Genomic DNA, 18,097 nt, shown 5'->3' with positions numbered 1-18,097 from the left:
AAACGATAATTACATGAGCTCAATACTTTATGACGAAGTGCCATCTTTAGATTTGGCGCATTTCACGAAAGGAACTCCCGAGCAAAAGGCGGCTTTTGTGCAAGCCTTGGGAGACGCTTATAACAACATTGGTTTTGTGGCCATTAAAAACCACGGCTTAACTGATGAAATGACCGAAAAGCTATATGCTACCATTCAGAAATTCTTTGCCTTACCAGATGAGGTAAAGCAGAAGTATGAAGTGCCTGAGCTTGCCGGTCAACGAGGATATATCGGTAAAGGAAAAGAGCACGCTAAAGGTAGAAGCACTGGCGACTTGAAGGAATTCTACCATGTAGGCCAACATGTAACGGACAACGATCCAATCAAGGAGCAATATCCAGACAATATCTGGCCAGATGAACTTCCTGAAATGGAAGCAATTGGGCTGGAAGTTTATAAAACACTAGAAGCTGCGGGAATAAAAATGCTTCAGGCTATAGCCCTTTATTTAGGACTAGATGAGCATTACTTCGATAGCAAAGTCCATAATGGCAACAGTATTTTAAGGCCAATTCATTACTTCCCAATAGAAAATCCTGATGAAGTTCCGGCAGATGCGGTAAGAGCGGCTGAACATGGCGACATTAACTTGATTACTTTGTTAATGGGAGCTAGTGCCGATGGTCTTCAGGTATTGAGAAATGATGGAGAGTGGATTCCGATTACCGCTTTACCTGAGCAATTAGTGGTGAATGTTGGAGATATGCTTTCCAGACATACCAATAACAAACTTAAGTCTACAATTCACAGAGTGGTTAACCCTCCTAAGGAGAAAATGGGTACCAGCCGCTTTTCAATTCCATTCTTTATGCACCCGCGCTCAGAAATGGACTTGACCTGTCTAGAGAACTGTATAGATGAAGATCATCCGAAGCTTTACAATGACATTACGGCAGGTGAGTTTTTGGAAGAGCGTCTTCGTGAAATAGGTCTTCGAAAGAAATAGAAATTGGGAGCGGTTAAGCGCATCCGGTATTTCATCTTTTTAAAAGATGTATTCATACTGGCCATCAGTGCATTTGGTGGCCCTCAAGCTCATTTGGCCATGCTTTTAAACATTATGGTTAAAAAGCGTGGCTACATTTCTGAAGAAGAATTGATGGAGCTTTATGCGCTTTGTCAGATACTACCAGGCCCCACTTCTACACAAACAATTACAGCCATTGGCTTCCGAATTGGCAAGGCCAATCTAGCCTACCTCACTCTCTTGGTATGGATGCTCCCTGCCGTAGCCATAATGACTACAGCAGCCATTTTGGTTGATAATTATCAGACCAAAAACTTCAGCCTGGAGTTCACCAAATTTATTCAGCCCATGGCTGTAGGGTTCATCAGTTATGGAGCTTACATCATAGCCTCCAAGATGGTGACTACCAAAACTGCAGGGGCGCTTATGGCACTTTCTGCTATTGTCACTTACTTTATTTCTAAGCCTGCTGCACTTCCTATTGTACTCGTATTTGCTGGCTGTTTAACTGCCTTCAAGTACAAAAAGCAAGAAATTGAGGTAAAGGAGAAGGTCAAAATCAAATGGGGGAATTTTACACTCTGGGGACTTGTACTCATTGCGGCTGCGCTCCTTGGTGCTTTCACTCAAGACAGAATAGTTCTACTCTTCGAAAACTTCTATCGTAACGGTAGTTTAATTTTTGGTGGTGGACAGGTACTCATTCCTTTCCTCAATAAGGAGTTTGTAGAGTTTAAAGGATACTTAAGCTCTGAGGAATTTTTGTCAGGTTTAGCCATGGTACAAGCTGTACCTGGCCCTACGTTTTCTGTTAGCTCATTTGTAGGTGCACTATCTGTAAGAGATTTAGGGCTTGGTGCTCAAATACTCGGTGGCTTCATAGCCGCTTGCGGCATATTTCTTCCAGGAACATTTCTAATCTTCTTTGTAATTCGATTTTGGGATAGCCTGAAGAAATATCGGGTGGTAAGAGCATCTTTAGAAGGCATTCATGCTGCTAGTGCTGGCATGGTGGCCTCTGCAGCCTTCTTGCTTTTTGAGCCAATAGATAATTCTGTGCTCAACGTGACGGTAGTAATAGGTACTTTCTTACTTCTTACTTACACCAAAATACCACCTCCACTAATTATTCTAGCTGGTTTAGCCGCAGGGTTCTTAATCTAAGTACTCAATTAATATGCTTCCCTCACCAATATGAATCTTAGCGTTTTGATGAAACACTAAAGGAATATTCTTGGCTTCATGCCCTGCAGGAAAACCAAAAGCAATTGGACACTCTAAATCATCAAAATAAGACAGAATCAGCTCATTCAAGCTTCTTGTAAAGTAACCGTTAGAGTCTTTCACATTAGTGAAATCACCAACCAAAACCCCTTTGAGGTTTTCAAATTTACCAACCCTCTTTAGCTTATTGAGCATTCGATCTACTGCATAAAAGTCTTCTCCAACTTCTTCAAGAAAGAGCACCTTTCCATCAGTATCTATCTCGTTTTTCGCTCCAATTGACTCGCAGATCAAATACAAATTACCCCCAGTAATTTGACCTTCAACCTGGCCTTGTTTTGTCAAATCATTGGCCGATAAAGATGCACTGAAGCTCCGTTCTCCAAACAGCAGTTGCCTAAGTTGTTCATCTGACTCATCATCATTTCCGATGGTATAAGCCATGGGCCCATGAACTGACGGAACGCCCATTCTGCCGGTCTGTAGAAGAAAACTAGTTAAATCACTGAACCCAATCGTCCATATAGGATTAGCCCGAAATGTAGAAAAGTCTACCTGATCCAAAATGTTTGTTGTTCCATAGCCACCTCGAGCAAATATGACGGCTTTAACTTCAGAACTGTCTAATGCCTCTTGTAAATCGGAAAGCCTATGCTCATTGCTTGCAGCCCAGTATTCATCAGAACCCATCACATGAGTTCCCAGCACTACTTCCAGACCCCAACTTTCAATAATTGAAATAGCACCCTCTATAGACTTTTCAAGTCTTTTGGCAGTAGCAACTATAGCAACCTTATCACCTGTTTTAAGCGGATTTAACATAGGCCTAAAATAAAAAAACCCCTTCGCAAGAAGAGGTTTCAAACAATATCTAAATATGATTATTAATTATTTCCGTTGCCAGTAGTTGGAGCAGCACTCTCTTCTGGAGCTTGTTCAGGCATAGGTACACCTAGCTTTTTAAACACAAGTTCTGTTACGTTTAAAGACTCATCAGAAGCTAGAACAATACCTGCTGAGGCTCCTGCTTTAGAGTTAATAATCATTGCATATCCGTTCTCTTTTCTAACAGCCTCAATAGCGTCTTGAACCTTATTGTAAATAGGGTTGATTTTTTCAGCCTGCTTTACACCATAAGCTTGTTCTGCCTGAGCAGAAAACTTTTGAAGTTGATCCTGAAGAGTAAGAAATTCATTTTCTTTTTCTTGTAATACAACCTGATTAGCATTTGGCTGCTGAGCCATTTGCTGAAGCTGTTGATACTTCGTTTCTAGATCTTTTTGCTTGGCTTGGATTTGGGCCTGTAACTGACCGTAATAAGTTTCCAAATCGGAGTTTATACTCTCCATTTCAGGCATGTTAAACACGATATACTCTAGGAATGTATATCCAATTTTTGTTCCCTGAGCCTTTACTGCCGTAGTCATTAGGACTAAGACCACCATCACTAAAAATTTACGCTTCATCTTTACTTATTTAATGTTTTAGTTTCCTTTTTGTTGAGCTTTCATTTCTTCTAAAATAAACTCTGTATAATCATGGACTGGATTGCTAAATATCATCCCAATAGACTCTGCTTTATCGAATATGTAATCCAAGCCATGCTTTTTAGCTATCACCTCTACTGCCAAATTTACTTTGGTCCTCAAAGGGGTTAGCAACTCCTCTACCTTTTTGTAGTAGAGCCCGTCAAAACCAAAAAGCTCAGTGTTTTTATTTAAAGCCTCTTGATTTTTGGCCTCAATCGCCTCTTTCCTTTCTTCTATCATTGCTGGCGTAAGCAAAACCTCGTTTGCTCTTAACTCAGCTCTCATTTTCTCTAGCTCATCATACAAACTCCGTACCTCTTTATCATAGGTCTTCGCCAGAGCTTCTAATTCTTTGGTTTTTTCAGCGTATTCAGGAAGTTGATTTAAGACATATTCAGAATCGAAATGCCCTATTTTTTGCCCATAGCCGTTGCCTTGAGCCAGCGCAAAATTAGAGATTATCACCAATAATGCTACCGTAGTTAATAATTTGTACATGGCCTATCTAATTTGTTGTCCGATAGTGAAATGCACCTGCGAACCACCAACTACAGCCGGACTCAAAGAATCATCAGAATCAAAACCATAAGCCCAATCAATTCCTAATAATCCAAACGCTGGTAAGAATACTCTAGCACCTACACCTGCCGATCTAAATAGGTCTCTTGGAGAGTACTCACTAAAGTCTATCCAAGCATTTCCTGCTTCTCCGAAGGCCAACAAATAAATAGTAGAAGTTGGAGCCTTAGAAACTGGATACCTCAGTTCTGCAGTAAACTTGTTGTAAATAATACCTCCTCTAAATCCGGTTACGGGGTCAACAGGGTCAATCACGTTATCTTCATACCCTCTTAACGCAATTATATCCTGTCCAATTATAAAGTTATTTGCACCATTTAATCCGTTACCACCCAACAAGAACCTCTCAAAAGGTCCAGAATCTGTTCTGCTTGAGTAAGTACCAATGAAACCTAAATGAGCTCTAGCATTGAATACAAACTTAGGTCCTAAAGGAAGGAACATGGAGTAGTCTAACATCCACTTATGATATTCTACTCTTTTATATCTTTCGCTTTCGGTCATTTCAGGATTGTAATCATCTGGGCTAATGACAGACCACGGTGGAGTAGCATTAATCGAGAAGGTAAATTGAGAACCGTAAGATGGATAAGTAGGCTGATCTATATTACTTCTAGAAATAGTAGTATTGAACGTTAAGCTGTGAGACCTTCCACTTGTGAAGCCAAGCGTGTTTCCAAAGTTAGAAACCTCATATAACTGATACCTGATACTATTCTGAACCTGAAAATAATCATCTGGCCAAGTCAATCTTCTTCCTAATCCAACAGAGAACCCTGTTGCCTTTAAGAAACCTAGAACCTCATTATCGTTGAAAAAATCAATACTTCTGTTTACTGTTCTATTAAGGCTAACTGTGAAATTATTAGGCTTTCTTCCGCCTAACCAAGGCTCAGAGAACACCATGCTATAATTTCTGAATCTTCTACCATTCGATTGAACCTGCAAGGAAAGTTTTTGCCCGTCACCACTAGGGTAAGGCCTCCATTTATCCCAATCACCAATATTTTTAACTGAGAAGTTGTTGAGTGACAGACCAACGGTTCCCACAAAGCCAAATGGTCCACCAAAACCACCGGACAATTGAATCTGATCTGATGACTTTTCTACTAAAGTAAATATGATGTCAACCGTTCCTTCTTGAATATTAGGAATTGGTTGAGGATTTATCTGCTCCGGATCGAAGTATCCTAATTGACCTAACTCACGAATAGTTCTAATTAAGTCTCTTCTACTATACTTCTGGCCTGGCAGTGTTCTGATTTCGCGAAGAACTACGTGATCTGATGTTCTATCATTACCCTTCAGAATAATTCTCTTAATAGTAGCCTGCTCACCTTCATACATTCTCATCTCAAGGTCGATGGAATCATTCTCAGCTCTAACTTCTACAACCTCTAGGCTAAAGAATAGGTAACCATCATCTTGGTAAAGAGACATTATATCATCTCCATTTTCGTTATCGAACTGAGTTCTCTGCTCAATTTTTTGACGGTTGTATACATCACCTTTTTCAATCCCCAATTTTTCAGTCAAGAATTCATCCGTATACTTAAAGTTACCAACCCAGTCAATATCTCTTATATAATACCTGCTTCCTTCATCTACCTTAATGTCTAGGTTAATGAAGTCATCGTTTAACTTAGTAACACTGTCACTAACCACTTCCGCATCTCTATAACCTTTAGAGTTATAAAAGTTGATCAGAGAGTTCTTGTCTTCCTTATACTGAGCCTCTATAAACTTGGAGCTCTTTAAAAAATTGAGCTTAACATTGTCATTAATAAACTCCTTGAAGTCGCGGTTAGACACCTCATAAGTACTATCGAAGTAATCGCCAATTGTATTAGGTCTAGTGTTGAAAACCTGTTCGAATAAGCGGTTTATGAGCCAAAAACGAGGTTTTTCCTTGGTGTTCTTTAAAGCTTTCTTTAACCTACCATCATCAAAGGCTTCGTTGCCATCAAACTCAATCTTATTGATTTTGACTTTACCCTTTGTATCAACTATAAAGTTTAATCCAACTCCATCTGTTAGAAGGCTATCTGCATTTTGCTCCGTTTTTACTGCAACATTCAAAAAACCTTTTTCGATGTAGTATTTCTTAATTACCAACTCAGAGTTTTTTATCAAGGCCGAACTAGCCACCTTACCCTTTACATTCAGCTGCTCTTCTAACTCCGAGGCTTGACCAGAGCCAACACCTGATACTCTGTATCTTAGAATTCTTGGGCGCTCCGTAATTCTTACCTCAATAAAGGCTCTGTCTCCTTCAGTTTTTGTTAACCAAAATTGTACGTCTGCAATGATTCCCTGATTCCACAATTTTTTAATAGCATCAGAAACTTGGCGGCCTGGAATAGCAATTCTATCGCCCACTTTTATTCCTGCAAAAGAGGTCAAAGCTCTTTCGTCCAATACATTTAGCCCAGTGAACTTAATGTCTGCTACCTCAAAAACTTTAGGATTTGAATAATCGATTTGAACACCTTCGCCAGCATTTACCCCATATCTCACTTGAGCCATAGCACTGCCAAAGGCAAGCATAAGGAGGCATATAGCTACTATTACTTTTCTCATTCCCGAACTCACTTCTTTATCTGCTCGCTAGTTTTTCCAAATCTTCTTTCTCTTTCTTGGTATGAGACTATAGCCTCATACAAGTGCTCTTTTCTGAAATCAGGCCAGAGCGTATCCGTTATAAAGAACTCGGTGTAAGCCATCTGCCAAAGCAAAAAGTTACTAATTCTCTGTTCTCCACTTGTTCTTATTAACAACTCAGGATCTGGAGTTCCTGAGGTAACCAAATACTTATCTATTGTACTTTGTGCTATGTCTTCAGCTTCTAGCTTACCTTCCTTCACCTCTTCGGCTATGCGCTTAGTGGCTTGGGTGATGTCCCATTTTCCACTGTAGCTCAAAGCTAGCACTAAGGTCATGCGGCTGTTTCCACTTGTTTTTGCAATGGCTTCTGCCAGCTGTTTCTGACACTTTGGTGGCAAGCTAGCTTTATCTCCAATGGTATCTAATCTGATATCATTGTCCATTAAGGTCTTGATTTCACTGCTCAGTGTTGAAACTAAAAGCTCCATTAGAGCAGTTACTTCTAGTTTAGGTCTGTTCCAATTTTCTGTGGAAAAGGCGTAAAGAGTTAAGTACTCAACGCCTAATTCGGCACATCCTTCTGTAACATCGCGAACAGCTTTGATGGCATTTTTATGCCCAAATACTCGGGCAGCACCTTTTTTCTTGGCCCAGCGGCCATTACCATCCATGATTACTGCTATGTGCTTAGGAAGACTTTCCTGCCTGATATTTTCCTTCATCTACACACTTCTCGAAAATGCGAGTGCGAAGGTACAAAAATGAACCAGCTTTTTAAATGCTAATGTTCTCTTTGTCAACTAGGTTAGAAGAAGGGCTTCCAACAGACAATTTTATAGAAAGTATAACTCAAGGAAATGGAGGTATTGAACATCCAATCGTCATCGTTAGGATTACCACCTCTATAGTTCTTAATATTTGGGCTATTGGCCGAAACGTTATCTATTAAGTCGGAGTTGGTTTTTATGGCAGAAGTTGAAATTCCTAAGACCCATCTTCTGTCGAGCCTTAACTTCACTCCTACTCCAACAGGTATTCTGAAATTCATTCCAGTATTATAGTTGTTGAAGTCTTGGTCTTGCCCTTCCATGCGATACAAACCTGCACCAAAAAAAACATAAGGACTCCAAAACTGTTGAAGCTTATCATTTCTATAGTTCAGAAAATGATACTCCAACAAAAGGTCTGTCATAAGAAAACTCCCATCAAAAGAGGCTGCTCTATTAGCTGAAAACACGTCAAAAGCTTCATCATCGACACCTTTAATTTTACCAATACCGGCAGAGATTCTATAGCTCACACCATCATTGATATGCCTTCTGATGAAAAACTGTCCGCCAAGGGCATTGTTGCTGAAATCGTATTTGCGCACAACATCTCCAATGTAGTTATTGGCGCCTATTTCAATACCTATCTCTGACATTTGAGCTTTCGCACTGAGCGAAGCAAGCCCAAAGCATAGAAACAGCAAGAACTTCTTAAAAGACAGAATATCCGTACGATATGAGCGCAAGCTAGACAAAGAGAGTTTTATGTTTAGTAGTGGTTGAGTTAAATATTGTTAAGTCAATTTCGGGCATCTAAGCCCCAATTTAGCTTCTGTCGCAAAGTGTCAAAGTACCGTGTCTCTGGGAATCGAACGAGCTTTGCTTCGAATTCTTCTCTCTTAACGGAAATTTCTACCGAATCGTCTACACTCTGAGATCGAGAGTCTAAAGAAACCATAAACTGACTACTTCTTCCCTCAATTTCAAAGGTAATCTCACTTCTATCTGAAAGAATGATTGGCCTAACATTAAGATTATGAGGACAGACTGGAGTAATAATAAAATTCTTTAGGCTCGGATGAATAAGAGGCCCTCCGCAGCTAAGAGAATAGCCTGTAGACCCTGTAGGGGTAGAAACTATAAGGCCATCGGCCCAATAAGAATTTAGGTAGTCACCATCTACATAGGTGTGAACCACAATCATGGATGAGGTTTCCTTTTTAACAATGGTGAGTTCATTTAACCCAAAGTTAAATGGCTCAAATAGGCCTCTATTGGAGTCTACATGAATTAAAGACCTATTTTCTATATCGTAGGTGCCCGCCACTAACTTATTTAAGGCTGACTGTATATCGTTTCTAGGAATTGTTGCCAAAAAACCCAATCTACCGAGATTAATACCAACAATTGGCGTTTCTGCATCATTAGTATAAGTAATGGTATCTAGTATTGTACCATCTCCTCCTAAACTTAAAACAAAATCATAATCGGAGAGATCTTCTCCTCTTCTAAACGATTTTAATCCATGAGTACTGAACTCTCTTTCATTTAAGTCTTTTTTATACTCCTCTGAAATACTTAGGTGAATGCCATCTTGCTGAAGATGTTCTATAATGTCGGAAATACAGCCTTGAGCTTCAGGCCCTGTGCTTTTTCCGTGTATGGCTATTTTCATGGATTACATTAGATATTGAGGTACTTCATAAGCAGATCATACCTTTCTCTGTCATTGGTTTTTGTTTCTTCTTCTTGAAACCTACCAATAATTCTGTAGCCAAACCTTTCTAAAGACGCGGCTATGTGTGATACCTCTGTTTGATTGATTTTCAACGTAACTCTGAGCATAGAGTTATCGGATATGTCTCTATTGACTGTTACACTTAGTACTCTGGCATTTTCTCCTTCCACCAAGCGTGAAATTTCTGCCAAAGAATAATCTCTGTAACTCACTAAGAGCACTAAAATTGCCCCCTGATCTTGGACAGCAGTAGAGTCTGCAATGGCCTTAATTGTATCTTCAATACCAACTACTCCTAAAAAACCTCCTTCAGCCGAAAGCACCGCCACCATTTGAGAATCGCAATCAGATGCCATTCTTATGATGTCATAAAAATGTTGGTGTTCTGTAACCATACACCCCAAATCTTCTAGCTCATAATCTCTAACTAGCTTTTTAGGGTCGTTATCGTCAAGAATAATGTCTTCTGAAATGAAGCCTAGAAATTTTCCCTTCTCAATAACTGGCAACTGATTTGTTCGCAGCTCTTCCATCCAAATAATGGCTTTTTCGCCATCGTCTGTTGGTTTCAAAGGGGGAATCATGTGATTTACTAAGTTTGCTGCTACCATATCGGTTATCTCAACACTGTTAAGTGGCCGAAAGTTCTACTTTTTCCACTAGGGCAGTTCAAACAATATTATAAAAACTAGCCCAATTTCTAAGCATTTCTATTCCGTATTCTGTCAGAACTGCCTCAGGGTGAAACTGAATGCCGCTCAACATTAGGGCTTCAGACTCCATTGCCATTATTTCTTTCTCGACTGTTTTAGCCGTTGTCTTGAAACCTTCTGGTAGATCTTTCAAAACCAAAGAATGATAACGAACTACATTGAATTTTTCTGGCAAGCCGTTAAAAACGATGCTTTCCTCTGTACGAATGGTAGAAAGCTTACCATGCATAGGCCTGATTGCTTTTGTCAACCTAGCGCCTTGCAGCATACCTAAAGCCTGATGACCAAGACAAATCCCTAAAATGGGAGTCTTTCCAAGAAAACTCTTTGCAATTTTTAAAAGCTGGCCCGCAGTTTCTGGCGTTTCTGGACCGGGCGAAAGAACAACTCCAGAATATTCCTTCTCAAAGAATTTATCAAAGGGCTGGTCATTTCTCAGCACATCTACCTCAACATTCAATTGTTGGAAATAGTCTACTAAGTTGTAAGTAAACGAATCGTAATTATCTACTAGGAGGATCAAGCTGGAGAGAGTAATTCTTTGATAGAATCGAGCATTTCTTGGGCAAATGGAAGCACCACATCAAGGCTAGCAATAAGCTTTGGCCCAAGTTCAGTTAGGAACGGATAAAGTACCAATTCCTCTTCCTGACCAGGTAGCTCAATTCCAAAATTGTTGACTAGCCAAAGCAAAATACTCACTCCAATAGCCCACTTAACTAAGCCAAGAATAGCTCCAGCAAACTTATCGAAACCACCAAGAAGCGTTAAATCAATCATCTTCTTGAGTAGTTTGCCCAACATGTTCACCAGTATAATTATGGCCAGAAATATGACCAAAAAAGAAATGAAGGGTAAAAGCTGATCAAAATCCTCAAAATATTCGGACAAATAAACCATGCCCGTTTCCATCAGCTTAAACCCGCCAATAATAGCTAGCACAAAAGCTAAGACACCAAAAATCTCAAGCAAAAGTCCTTTCCTGAAGCCCAACACAGCTCCAAAGACCAAAGGAATAAGTAAGATGATGTCTAGGGTTTTCAATTACTTAGTAAGCAAAGTTTTTACCATGGTAGAGATAGCTTTTCCATCGGCTTTACCAGCTAATGCTTTTGTAGAAGCACCCATTACTTTACCCATGTCTTGAGGGCCAGTGGCTCCTACTTCTGCAATAATTTTTTGCAACTCAGATTTTAATTCTTCTTCAGAAAGCTGCTTCGGAAGGTAACGCTCAATTACTTCAGCTTCGTCCATTTCAACCTTGTACAGGTCTTCTCTTCCTTGTTCTTTATAAATAGCAGCAGAATCTTTTCTCTGCTTTACAGCTTTGGCCAAAAGTTTCATTTCGGCATCAGAAGAGACTTCTCCCCCACTACCTTTGTCTGTTTCCGCCAAAAGAATCATTGATTTTATAGATCGAAGTGCTTTTAACTCTTCCTTATTTTTAGCCAACATGGCTTTCTTGATATCGGAGTCAATTTGCTGTTTTAGGCTCATGATGAAATATTATTCAGAGATTTGAAATCATTAACTTGCGCACAAAGTTATGCAATAAAGCCAATTTGAATGACTAGACTAAGTGTGAACATCAATAAGGTAGCTACTATTAGAAATGCGCGAGGCGGAAACAACCCCAATGTCGCTAAAGTAGCTCAGGATGCGGAGAGATTTGGGGCAGAGGGTATTACAGTACACCCTAGGCCAGATGAAAGACACATTACTACAAAAGATGTCTATGATTTGAAGGAAGTAGTTACCACTGAATTCAATATTGAGGGTTTCCCAGACGATAGATTTCTAAAAATTTTGGAGGAAATTAAGCCAGACCAAGCCACGTTGGTTCCAGACCCTCCCCACGTTTTAACCTCTAATGCGGGTTGGGATACCATTAACCGAGCAGATGAATTAAAGCCCATCATTGAGCAGATAAAAGCTATGGGCATAAGGGTTTCTATTTTTGTGGAGCCTGAGATAGAAATTATTGAAGGTGCTCATGCTTTAGGTACAGACAGAATTGAACTCTACACGGAAATGTATGCTACAGGATTCAAACAGAACCCTGAAGAAGCCATAGCTAAATATGCCTACGCTGCCGCTAAAGCACATGAATATGGTATTGGCATCAATGCAGGCCACGATCTAGACCTAAACAACCTGAACTACTTAGTAAAAACAATTCCTTATATAGATGAAGTATCCATTGGACACGCACTCATTTGCGATGCGCTGTATTATGGACTAGAAAACACCATTCAACTTTATTTGAGAGCACTCAAAGTATGACATTACTGAATCATAAAATTCTTGGAGAGGGAGAGCCTCTTGTAATTCTTCATGGGCTTTTCGGCTCATTAGATAACTGGATGACCTTAGGTAAAAAATGGGCCGAGGATCGTCAGGTTATTCTGGTAGATCAGCGAAATCATGGCAATTCTTTTCATGCCGATGAATTCAACTACCAGTTAATGGCCCAAGACTTACAAAAGCTGCTTAGCCACCTCAAAATCACCAAGGCTACAATTTTAGGCCACTCAATGGGTGGCAAAACTGCGATGCAATTTGCCATTCAGTACCCAGAAAAAGTTGAGAAGCTTATCATTGCTGACATTGGACCAAAATTTTATCCTGTCCATCACCAGACAATTCTTAAAGGATTCTACTCTGTGCCGGTAAATGAAATAAAGTCTAGAAACGAAGCAGACGATATTTTATCTAAACAAATCACCGAGTTTGGAATTAGACAATTCTTGTTGAAAAACTTGGCTCGAGATAAAAACGGCTTTAGCTGGAAAATGAACTTAGATGTAATTGCCAAGAACATTGAAGAAGTAGGTAAAGCACTCAATCAAAATGCGACTTTCGATAAGCCAACCCTTTTTGTGAGAGGTGGCAATTCGGACTACATTACGAATGATGATGCCAACATGATTCATTCCATCTTCACCGATTCTAAGCTAGAAACAATAGATGGTGCTGGTCACTGGTTGCATGCCGAAAAGCCAGATGAATTCTTCGAATTGATTAACTCATTTCTCAACTAAGATGGAAAAAGGAGTCGTATACCTCATACCCAATGTAATTTCTGCTGAAACTCAAGAAGCTGTAATTCCGGCACATGTAAGAAGTGCTATTTTAGAGACTGACATCTTTTACGTTGAAGACTTAAGAACTGCAAGAAGGTATGTGAGTAGCCTTAAGCTTGGCTTGACAATCGAAGAACTAGACTTTAGAATTCTCGATAAGAAAACCTCTTTTGAAGACTGCTTCGAAATTGCTCAAATAGCTCTGGAGGGGAAAAACCTTGGAGTTATTTCTGAAAGTGGTTGCCCAGGTGTTGCTGATCCTGGAGCCAGACTAGTCCATATGGCTCAGCAATTGGGCATAAAATGTAAGCCACTTGTTGGCCCATCTTCGATTCTAATGGCTTTAATGGCTTCTGGATTCAATGGTCAATCTTTTGCTTTTCATGGTTACTTGCCAATAGATAGGAAAGAACGCCAACAGAAGATCAGACAATTAGAAAAAGAATCAAAAGAAAAAGATCAGACTCAGATTTTCATGGACACGCCATATAGGAACGAAGCCTTACTATTAGATATAATCAAAGTGGCTCGAGCCGATTCATTCCTATGTGTGGCCAGAGATATTACTGGTGAAAAGGAACTAATAAGAACCAAATCGGTTGCTAAATGGACCGCCAAAGAAATAGACCTGAAGAAGATACCAACCATCTTTTTGCTTTATGCCAACTAGAGTTCTCTAATTTCCTTTTACAGTTCTAACTATAAACCTATTTTTGCAGCCTTAAATAATAAATTATGCCATATCTATTTACCTCAGAATCAGTGTCTGAAGGACACCCAGATAAAGTAGCCGATCAGATTTCTGATGCGCTAATCGATAACTTTTTGGCCTTCGACCCTGACTCAAAAGTTGCTTGTGAAACCTTGGTTACTACCGGACAAGTGGTTTTAGCAGGCGAGGTAAAGTCTAACACCTACCTAGACGTTCAGAGAATTGCCAGAGAAATGATTGAGAAAATTGGCTACACGAAAGCCGAATATCAATTCGACAGCAAATCTTGTGGTGTACTTTCTGCCATTCACGAGCAGTCTGAAGATATCAACCGTGGAGTTGACAGAGCTTCTAAAGAAGAGCAAGGCGCAGGTGACCAAGGGATGATGTTTGGTTATGCAACTAACGAAACTGAAAACTACATGCCTTTGGCATTAGACCTTTCTCATAAAATTCTTCAGGTGTTAGCCGATTTAAGAAGAGAAGGAAAAGAAATAACCTACTTGAGACCAGACGCAAAATCTCAGGTAACTATTGAATATTCTGATGACAACGTTCCCACAAGAATCGATGCGATTGTAGTTTCTACACAGCACGATGATTTTGATGAGGAAAATACGATGCTGGCTAAAATTAAGTCTGACATCATAAATATCTTAATTCCACGTGTAAAAGCATTACTGCCAGATCATATTCAGAAGCTATTCAATGATGACATCAAGTATCACATTAACCCAACAGGTAAATTCGTAATTGGTGGTCCTCATGGCGATACTGGTTTAACAGGTCGTAAAATTATTGTAGATACCTACGGTGGAAAAGGCGCTCACGGTGGTGGTGCATTCTCAGGAAAAGACCCATCGAAAGTTGACCGTTCTGCGGCTTATGCCACCAGACATATTGCAAAAAATTTAGTAGCCGCTGGCGTTGCCGATGAGGTTCTAGTACAGGTTTCTTACGCAATTGGTGTAGTTGAACCAATGGGTATTTACATCAACACCTATGGCACTTCTAAAGTAGGAATGAACGATGGCGAAATAGCTAAGAAGGTTTCTGAAGTATTCGACATGAGACCTTACGCCATTGAGACTCGACTAAACCTAAGAACACCTATTTATTCTGAAACTGCGGCTTATGGCCACATGGGTAGAAAGAATGAAGTAGTGAAAAAGACATTCATCAATGCTAGTAACCAACCAAAGGAGTTTGAAGTAGAGCTCTTTACCTGGGAAAAGCTAGACTACGTAGATAAAGTAAAAGAGGCTTTTGGTCTCTAAACAAAAAAAGCCCTGAAATTCAGGGCTTTTTTTTATGGATATGTTTACGAGTTAATGCGCGAGCATTTTCTCTTTGTGCTTCTTAATTTGTCTTCTTAGGGCTTCGGTACAGTGGTCTGTAGCCGCTTCAAACGAACCATTGGTTTTGGTGGCAAACAACTGCTCACCTGGTATATTCAGTTTAATCTCAACTGTCTTATTCTCAATACCCTCATTATTCAATCTGAGAATTACTTCTGCATCGATAGTCCTATCATAAAAAGTATCTAGCTTATCGAGTTTCTTCTGGATAAAATCGATCAACTTAGCATCTGCATCGAAGTGGAGTGATTGAACTTGTACTTTCATCTTTCTATTATTTAAAGGGTTAAACTTATGCCTTTGGATGAGCCTGATCGAAAACCGACTTGAGCTTCTCCAAAGAGTTATGTGTATAAACTTGCGTGGCCGCCAAACTGCTATGTCCTAATAAATCTTTCACCGCATTCAAATCGGCTCCTTTATCTAAAAGGTGGGTTGCAAAAGTATGGCGCAACGCATGAGGGCTCTTCTTATCCAATGACGGCACCTGATTGAGGTACTTTCTAACTATTCGGTAGATCATCATCGGGTATGCCTGCCCTCCATTCTTATTAACGATCAAATATGAATTCTGATCGTGTGAAAAGACATGATTTTTCTCAGCAATTAGATTTTTTAACAACTCATTCAAACGCTTAGAAACAGGGATTATGCGCTCTTTATTGCGTTTTCCTAGTACCTTAATGGTTGACTCTGAGGACTTAAAGTCGGAAACCTTGAGTCCTAAAAGCTCCGAAAGTCGAATGCCTGTTCCATAAAGTAATTCTAGAATAATTTGTTCTGTTTTCCCCTCAAAGGAATCTTCAAAAACAAGTCTATCTAAAAAAGTAGAAAATTCTTCTTCATTAGCGAAGCCAGGCAACTCCTTTTTCACCTTTAAAGACTTAATCTTCTGTGTAGGGTCCTTGGTTATAGACTCTCGCTTGAGCAGGAATTTATAGAACGACCTCAGTGAGGCAATCTTTCTATTGACCGTTCGTGCCGAAGTGCCTTCGTCCATTAAGGATAAAACCCAAGAACGAATCATTAGCTGCGTGGCCTCAGATAAACTTGAAATGTTGAATTGCTGCTGAGCGTATTGCTCAAATTGATTTAAGTCGTTTTGGTACGACTTAACGGTGTGTTGGCTGTACCGTTTTTCGAATGATATGTATCTAAGAAAGGAATCTATCATGCTAGTACTGCGTCTTTACACACAGTACTAACATAATAATTTATAACTACTAAAGAAATGGATTAGTAGTTTTCTTTGGCGTACATCTTTTGCTTGTATGCAGCCTTGATTTTCTCTGTTCTGCGAGTAACGGAAGGCTTCTCAAATTGAGTTCTAGATCTCAATTCTCTAAGTACTCCGGTTCTTTCGAATTTCTTCTTGAAACGCTTAAGCGCTTTGTCGATTGATTCGTTTTCTTTTACGTTAATTACGATCATAACTTAATAACACCTCCTCTCATTCGGGCTGCAAAGGTATACAATTAAACCCGAATGCAATGTTAGTCATTAAAATTATTTCAATAACGATCTGGAAATCACCAGTTTTTGTATCTCTGAAGTACCTTCTCCAATAGTGCAAAGCTTAGAGTCTCTGTAATACTTCTCTACAGGGTAGTCTTTAGTATAGCCATAACCTCCAAAAATTTGAACAGCCTCATTTGAGAAGGAAACAGCACACTCAGAGGCAAAATACTTAGCCATGGCAGACTCTTTTGTCATTGGCTTACCATCGTTTTTCAACTGTGCCGCTCTGTAAGTCAACAATTTAGCAGCCTCAAGCTCTGTAGCCATATCTGCCAATTTGAATGAAATACCTTGGAAGTTGAAAATCGGCTGGTTGAACTGATGTCTTTCTTGAGAGTAAGCCAAAGCCGCTTCAAAGGCTCCTTCTGCAATACCCAAACTCAAAGCAGCAATTGAAATTCTTCCTCCATCTAGAACCTTCATTGCCTGAATAAATCCTTCACCAACATTTCCTAAAAGGTTCTCTTCAGGAATACGACAGTCTTCAAATATCATTTCGGCAGTCTCTGAAGTTCTCATTCCGAGTTTATCTTCCTTTTTACCTGCTTCAAATCCTTTTGTTCCTCTTTCAACCACAAAAGCGGTCATACCATGAGAATCACCTACTTCACCAGTTCTGGCAATTACTACAGCAATATCTCCAGACTTGCCATGGGTAATCCAGTTTTTGGTTCCGTTCAACACCCACTCATTACCGTCTTTTTTGGCAACAGTCTTCATGTTTCCAGCATCAGAACCAGTGTTTGGCTCGGTTAAGCCCCAAGCACCAATCCACTCTGCTGTAGCTAGCTTCGGCAACCACTTTTTTTTCTGATCTTCATTACCAAAAAGAAGAATATGGCCTGTGCAAAGAGAATTGTGCGCAGCCACTGAAAGGCCTATTCCTGGATCTATTTTAGCGATTTCAGACACCACAGTGATGTACTCATCATAAGTAAAGCCTGATCCTCCATATTCTTGAGGAACCAAAACCCCCATGAGACCGAGCTCACCGAACTTTTTGAAAATATGAACTGGGAACTCTTGCTTATCGTCCCATTCATTTCTGAAAGGAGCTATTTCCTTCTCCCCAAAGTCTTTAATCATATCAGCGATCATGCGCTGATTTTCATTCAACTCAAATTCCATATCTATTATAGTTTGTGGAAATTTATCAATTTCATTTCGCCAAACAAACGATCGTTAGGCAAAATAGTTTAACGTTATTTTTCTGCCATTCGCCTTTCCATAAGCTGGCATTCAACTAAATTGCCTTTAAGGATT

21 protein-coding genes are annotated in these 18,097 nt (G+C 39.8%); 6 read left to right on the top strand and 15 right to left on the bottom strand.

Translation table 11 applies throughout. The features are described from left to right. Window positions 1-13 precede the first annotated feature (13 nt). A complete protein-coding gene (locus AWW68_RS05145) occupies window positions 14-988 on the top strand; it encodes an isopenicillin N synthase family dioxygenase (RefSeq protein ID WP_068217324.1) in 975 nt (324 codons plus the stop codon). A gap of 3 nt (window positions 989-991) precedes the next feature. Then, a complete protein-coding gene (gene chrA, locus AWW68_RS05140; RefSeq protein WP_068217319.1) occupies window positions 992-2,173 on the top strand; it encodes a chromate efflux transporter in 1,182 nt (393 codons plus the stop codon). Here the strand turns inward: chrA and AWW68_RS05135 are convergent. The 11 genes from AWW68_RS05135 to AWW68_RS05085 all read right to left on the bottom strand — a co-directional run bounded on the left by AWW68_RS05135 (window position 2,165) and on the right by AWW68_RS05085 (window position 11,660). Then, complete coding sequence (locus tag AWW68_RS05135) at window positions 2,165-3,055, bottom strand: S66 peptidase family protein (protein ID WP_068217316.1); 891 nt, start codon at window positions 3,053-3,055, stop codon at window positions 2,165-2,167. The two genes, chrA and AWW68_RS05135, sit on opposite strands and share 9 nt — an antisense overlap. A 62-nt stretch (window positions 3,056-3,117) precedes the next feature. Further along, window positions 3,118-3,699 carry an OmpH family outer membrane protein gene (locus tag AWW68_RS05130; protein WP_084375575.1) on the bottom strand — a complete coding sequence of 194 codons (582 nt, stop codon included), beginning with the start codon at window positions 3,697-3,699 and terminating at the stop codon, window positions 3,118-3,120. A gap of 18 nt (window positions 3,700-3,717) precedes the next feature. Beyond that, window positions 3,718-4,260 (bottom strand): OmpH family outer membrane protein, encoded by a 543-nt coding sequence (locus tag AWW68_RS05125; RefSeq protein ID WP_068217310.1) that lies wholly within the window; start codon window positions 4,258-4,260, stop codon window positions 3,718-3,720. Window positions 4,261-4,263: 3 nt separating this feature from the next. Beyond that, window positions 4,264-6,921 (bottom strand): BamA/OMP85 family outer membrane protein, encoded by a 2,658-nt coding sequence (locus tag AWW68_RS05120; protein WP_068218486.1) that lies wholly within the window; start codon window positions 6,919-6,921, stop codon window positions 4,264-4,266. A gap of 8 nt (window positions 6,922-6,929) precedes the next feature. Next, window positions 6,930-7,667: an isoprenyl transferase gene (locus AWW68_RS05115; RefSeq protein ID WP_068217307.1), complete on the bottom strand. Its 738-nt coding sequence runs from the start codon at window positions 7,665-7,667 to the stop codon at window positions 6,930-6,932. Between the two features lie 83 nt (window positions 7,668-7,750). After that, window positions 7,751-8,416 carry a type IX secretion system protein PorG gene (gene porG / locus AWW68_RS05110; RefSeq protein WP_262501397.1) on the bottom strand — a complete coding sequence of 222 codons (666 nt, stop codon included), beginning with the start codon at window positions 8,414-8,416 and terminating at the stop codon, window positions 7,751-7,753. A 95-nt stretch (window positions 8,417-8,511) separates the two neighbouring features. Next, complete coding sequence (locus AWW68_RS05105) at window positions 8,512-9,387, bottom strand: NAD kinase (RefSeq protein WP_068217302.1); 876 nt, start codon at window positions 9,385-9,387, stop codon at window positions 8,512-8,514. A gap of 8 nt (window positions 9,388-9,395) precedes the next feature. After that, window positions 9,396-10,061 carry a CBS domain-containing protein gene (locus tag AWW68_RS05100; protein ID WP_068217299.1) on the bottom strand — a complete coding sequence of 222 codons (666 nt, stop codon included), beginning with the start codon at window positions 10,059-10,061 and terminating at the stop codon, window positions 9,396-9,398. 58 nt (window positions 10,062-10,119) lie between these two features. Beyond that, entirely contained in the window at window positions 10,120-10,686 is a 567-nt protein-coding gene (locus AWW68_RS05095; protein WP_068217297.1) for an anthranilate synthase component II, read from the bottom strand. Continuing rightward, window positions 10,683-11,207, bottom strand: coding sequence for a CvpA family protein (locus tag AWW68_RS05090; RefSeq protein ID WP_068217294.1), 525 nt, complete (start codon window positions 11,205-11,207; stop codon window positions 10,683-10,685). The genes AWW68_RS05095 and AWW68_RS05090 overlap by 4 nt, the downstream gene beginning before the upstream one ends. Next, the gene (locus AWW68_RS05085) at window positions 11,208-11,660 is read right to left on the bottom strand and encodes a GatB/YqeY domain-containing protein (protein WP_068217292.1); all 453 of its coding nucleotides are present in this window, start codon (window positions 11,658-11,660) and stop codon (window positions 11,208-11,210) included. A gap of 69 nt (window positions 11,661-11,729) precedes the next feature. On the opposite strand from AWW68_RS05085, the gene AWW68_RS05080 reads away from it, so the two are divergent. From AWW68_RS05080 to metK, 4 genes are all read left to right on the top strand, one after another. Next, a complete protein-coding gene (locus AWW68_RS05080; RefSeq protein WP_068217289.1) occupies window positions 11,730-12,446 on the top strand; it encodes a pyridoxine 5'-phosphate synthase in 717 nt (238 codons plus the stop codon). After that, window positions 12,443-13,204, top strand: coding sequence for an alpha/beta fold hydrolase (locus tag AWW68_RS05075; protein WP_068217285.1), 762 nt, complete (start codon window positions 12,443-12,445; stop codon window positions 13,202-13,204). The genes AWW68_RS05080 and AWW68_RS05075 overlap by 4 nt, the downstream gene beginning before the upstream one ends. 1 nt (window position 13,205) lies before the next feature. Further along, window positions 13,206-13,916, top strand: a complete 711-nt coding sequence (locus tag AWW68_RS05070; protein WP_068217282.1) for an SAM-dependent methyltransferase — start codon at window positions 13,206-13,208, stop codon at window positions 13,914-13,916. A gap of 65 nt (window positions 13,917-13,981) precedes the next feature. Next, window positions 13,982-15,235, top strand: a complete 1,254-nt coding sequence (gene metK, locus AWW68_RS05065) for a methionine adenosyltransferase (protein ID WP_068217279.1) — start codon at window positions 13,982-13,984, stop codon at window positions 15,233-15,235. 51 nt (window positions 15,236-15,286) lie between these two features. Here the strand turns inward: metK and hpf are convergent, their stop codons facing one another. From hpf to AWW68_RS05045, 4 genes are all read right to left on the bottom strand, one after another. Further along, window positions 15,287-15,583 carry a ribosome hibernation-promoting factor, HPF/YfiA family gene (hpf, locus tag AWW68_RS05060; RefSeq protein WP_068217276.1) on the bottom strand — a complete coding sequence of 99 codons (297 nt, stop codon included), beginning with the start codon at window positions 15,581-15,583 and terminating at the stop codon, window positions 15,287-15,289. A gap of 25 nt (window positions 15,584-15,608) precedes the next feature. After that, on the bottom strand, window positions 15,609-16,490 hold the full coding sequence (locus tag AWW68_RS05055; protein ID WP_068217274.1) for a tyrosine-type recombinase/integrase: 882 nt from the start codon (window positions 16,488-16,490) through the stop codon (window positions 15,609-15,611). A 62-nt stretch (window positions 16,491-16,552) separates the two neighbouring features. Continuing rightward, entirely contained in the window at window positions 16,553-16,747 is a 195-nt protein-coding gene (gene rpsU / locus AWW68_RS05050; protein WP_068217272.1) for a 30S ribosomal protein S21, read from the bottom strand. Window positions 16,748-16,822: 75 nt separating this feature from the next. Next, a complete protein-coding gene (locus AWW68_RS05045) occupies window positions 16,823-17,962 on the bottom strand; it encodes an acyl-CoA dehydrogenase (RefSeq protein ID WP_068217270.1) in 1,140 nt (379 codons plus the stop codon). Window positions 17,963-18,097: the final 135 nt, after the last annotated feature.

The sequence above is a fragment of the Roseivirga spongicola genome (assembly GCF_001592965.1).
Taxonomy (GTDB): Bacteria; Bacteroidota; Bacteroidia; order Cytophagales; family Cyclobacteriaceae; genus Roseivirga; species Roseivirga spongicola.
Note: the sequence above shows the minus strand (reverse complement) of the source record. Positions and strands in the feature narration are given on the sequence as shown.

Excerpts from the sequence above, each read along its gene's own strand:
- AWW68_RS05145 (WP_068217324.1), top strand. The coding sequence starts at position 14 with ATGAGCTCAATACTTTATGACGAAGTGCCATCTTTAGATTTGGCGCAT.
- AWW68_RS05135 (WP_068217316.1), bottom strand. The coding sequence starts at position 3,055 with ATGTTAAATCCGCTTAAAACAGGTGATAAGGTTGCTATAGTTGCTACT.
- AWW68_RS05130 (WP_084375575.1), bottom strand. The coding sequence starts at position 3,699 with ATGAAGCGTAAATTTTTAGTGATGGTGGTCTTAGTCCTAATGACTACG.
- AWW68_RS05125 (WP_068217310.1), bottom strand. The coding sequence starts at position 4,260 with ATGTACAAATTATTAACTACGGTAGCATTATTGGTGATAATCTCTAAT.
- AWW68_RS05120 (WP_068218486.1), bottom strand. The coding sequence starts at position 6,921 with ATGAGAAAAGTAATAGTAGCTATATGCCTCCTTATGCTTGCCTTTGGC.
- AWW68_RS05115 (WP_068217307.1), bottom strand. The coding sequence starts at position 7,667 with ATGAAGGAAAATATCAGGCAGGAAAGTCTTCCTAAGCACATAGCAGTA.
- AWW68_RS05105 (WP_068217302.1), bottom strand. The coding sequence starts at position 9,387 with ATGAAAATAGCCATACACGGAAAAAGCACAGGGCCTGAAGCTCAAGGC.
- AWW68_RS05100 (WP_068217299.1), bottom strand. The coding sequence starts at position 10,061 with ATGGTAGCAGCAAACTTAGTAAATCACATGATTCCCCCTTTGAAACCA.
- AWW68_RS05085 (WP_068217292.1), bottom strand. The coding sequence starts at position 11,660 with ATGAGCCTAAAACAGCAAATTGACTCCGATATCAAGAAAGCCATGTTG.
- AWW68_RS05080 (WP_068217289.1), top strand. The coding sequence starts at position 11,730 with ATGACTAGACTAAGTGTGAACATCAATAAGGTAGCTACTATTAGAAAT.
- AWW68_RS05075 (WP_068217285.1), top strand. The coding sequence starts at position 12,443 with ATGACATTACTGAATCATAAAATTCTTGGAGAGGGAGAGCCTCTTGTA.
- AWW68_RS05070 (WP_068217282.1), top strand. The coding sequence starts at position 13,206 with ATGGAAAAAGGAGTCGTATACCTCATACCCAATGTAATTTCTGCTGAA.
- metK (WP_068217279.1), top strand. The coding sequence starts at position 13,982 with ATGCCATATCTATTTACCTCAGAATCAGTGTCTGAAGGACACCCAGAT.
- hpf (WP_068217276.1), bottom strand. The coding sequence starts at position 15,583 with ATGAAAGTACAAGTTCAATCACTCCACTTCGATGCAGATGCTAAGTTG.
- AWW68_RS05055 (WP_068217274.1), bottom strand. The coding sequence starts at position 16,490 with ATGATAGATTCCTTTCTTAGATACATATCATTCGAAAAACGGTACAGC.
- rpsU (WP_068217272.1), bottom strand. The coding sequence starts at position 16,747 with ATGATCGTAATTAACGTAAAAGAAAACGAATCAATCGACAAAGCGCTT.
- AWW68_RS05045 (WP_068217270.1), bottom strand. The coding sequence starts at position 17,962 with ATGGAATTTGAGTTGAATGAAAATCAGCGCATGATCGCTGATATGATT.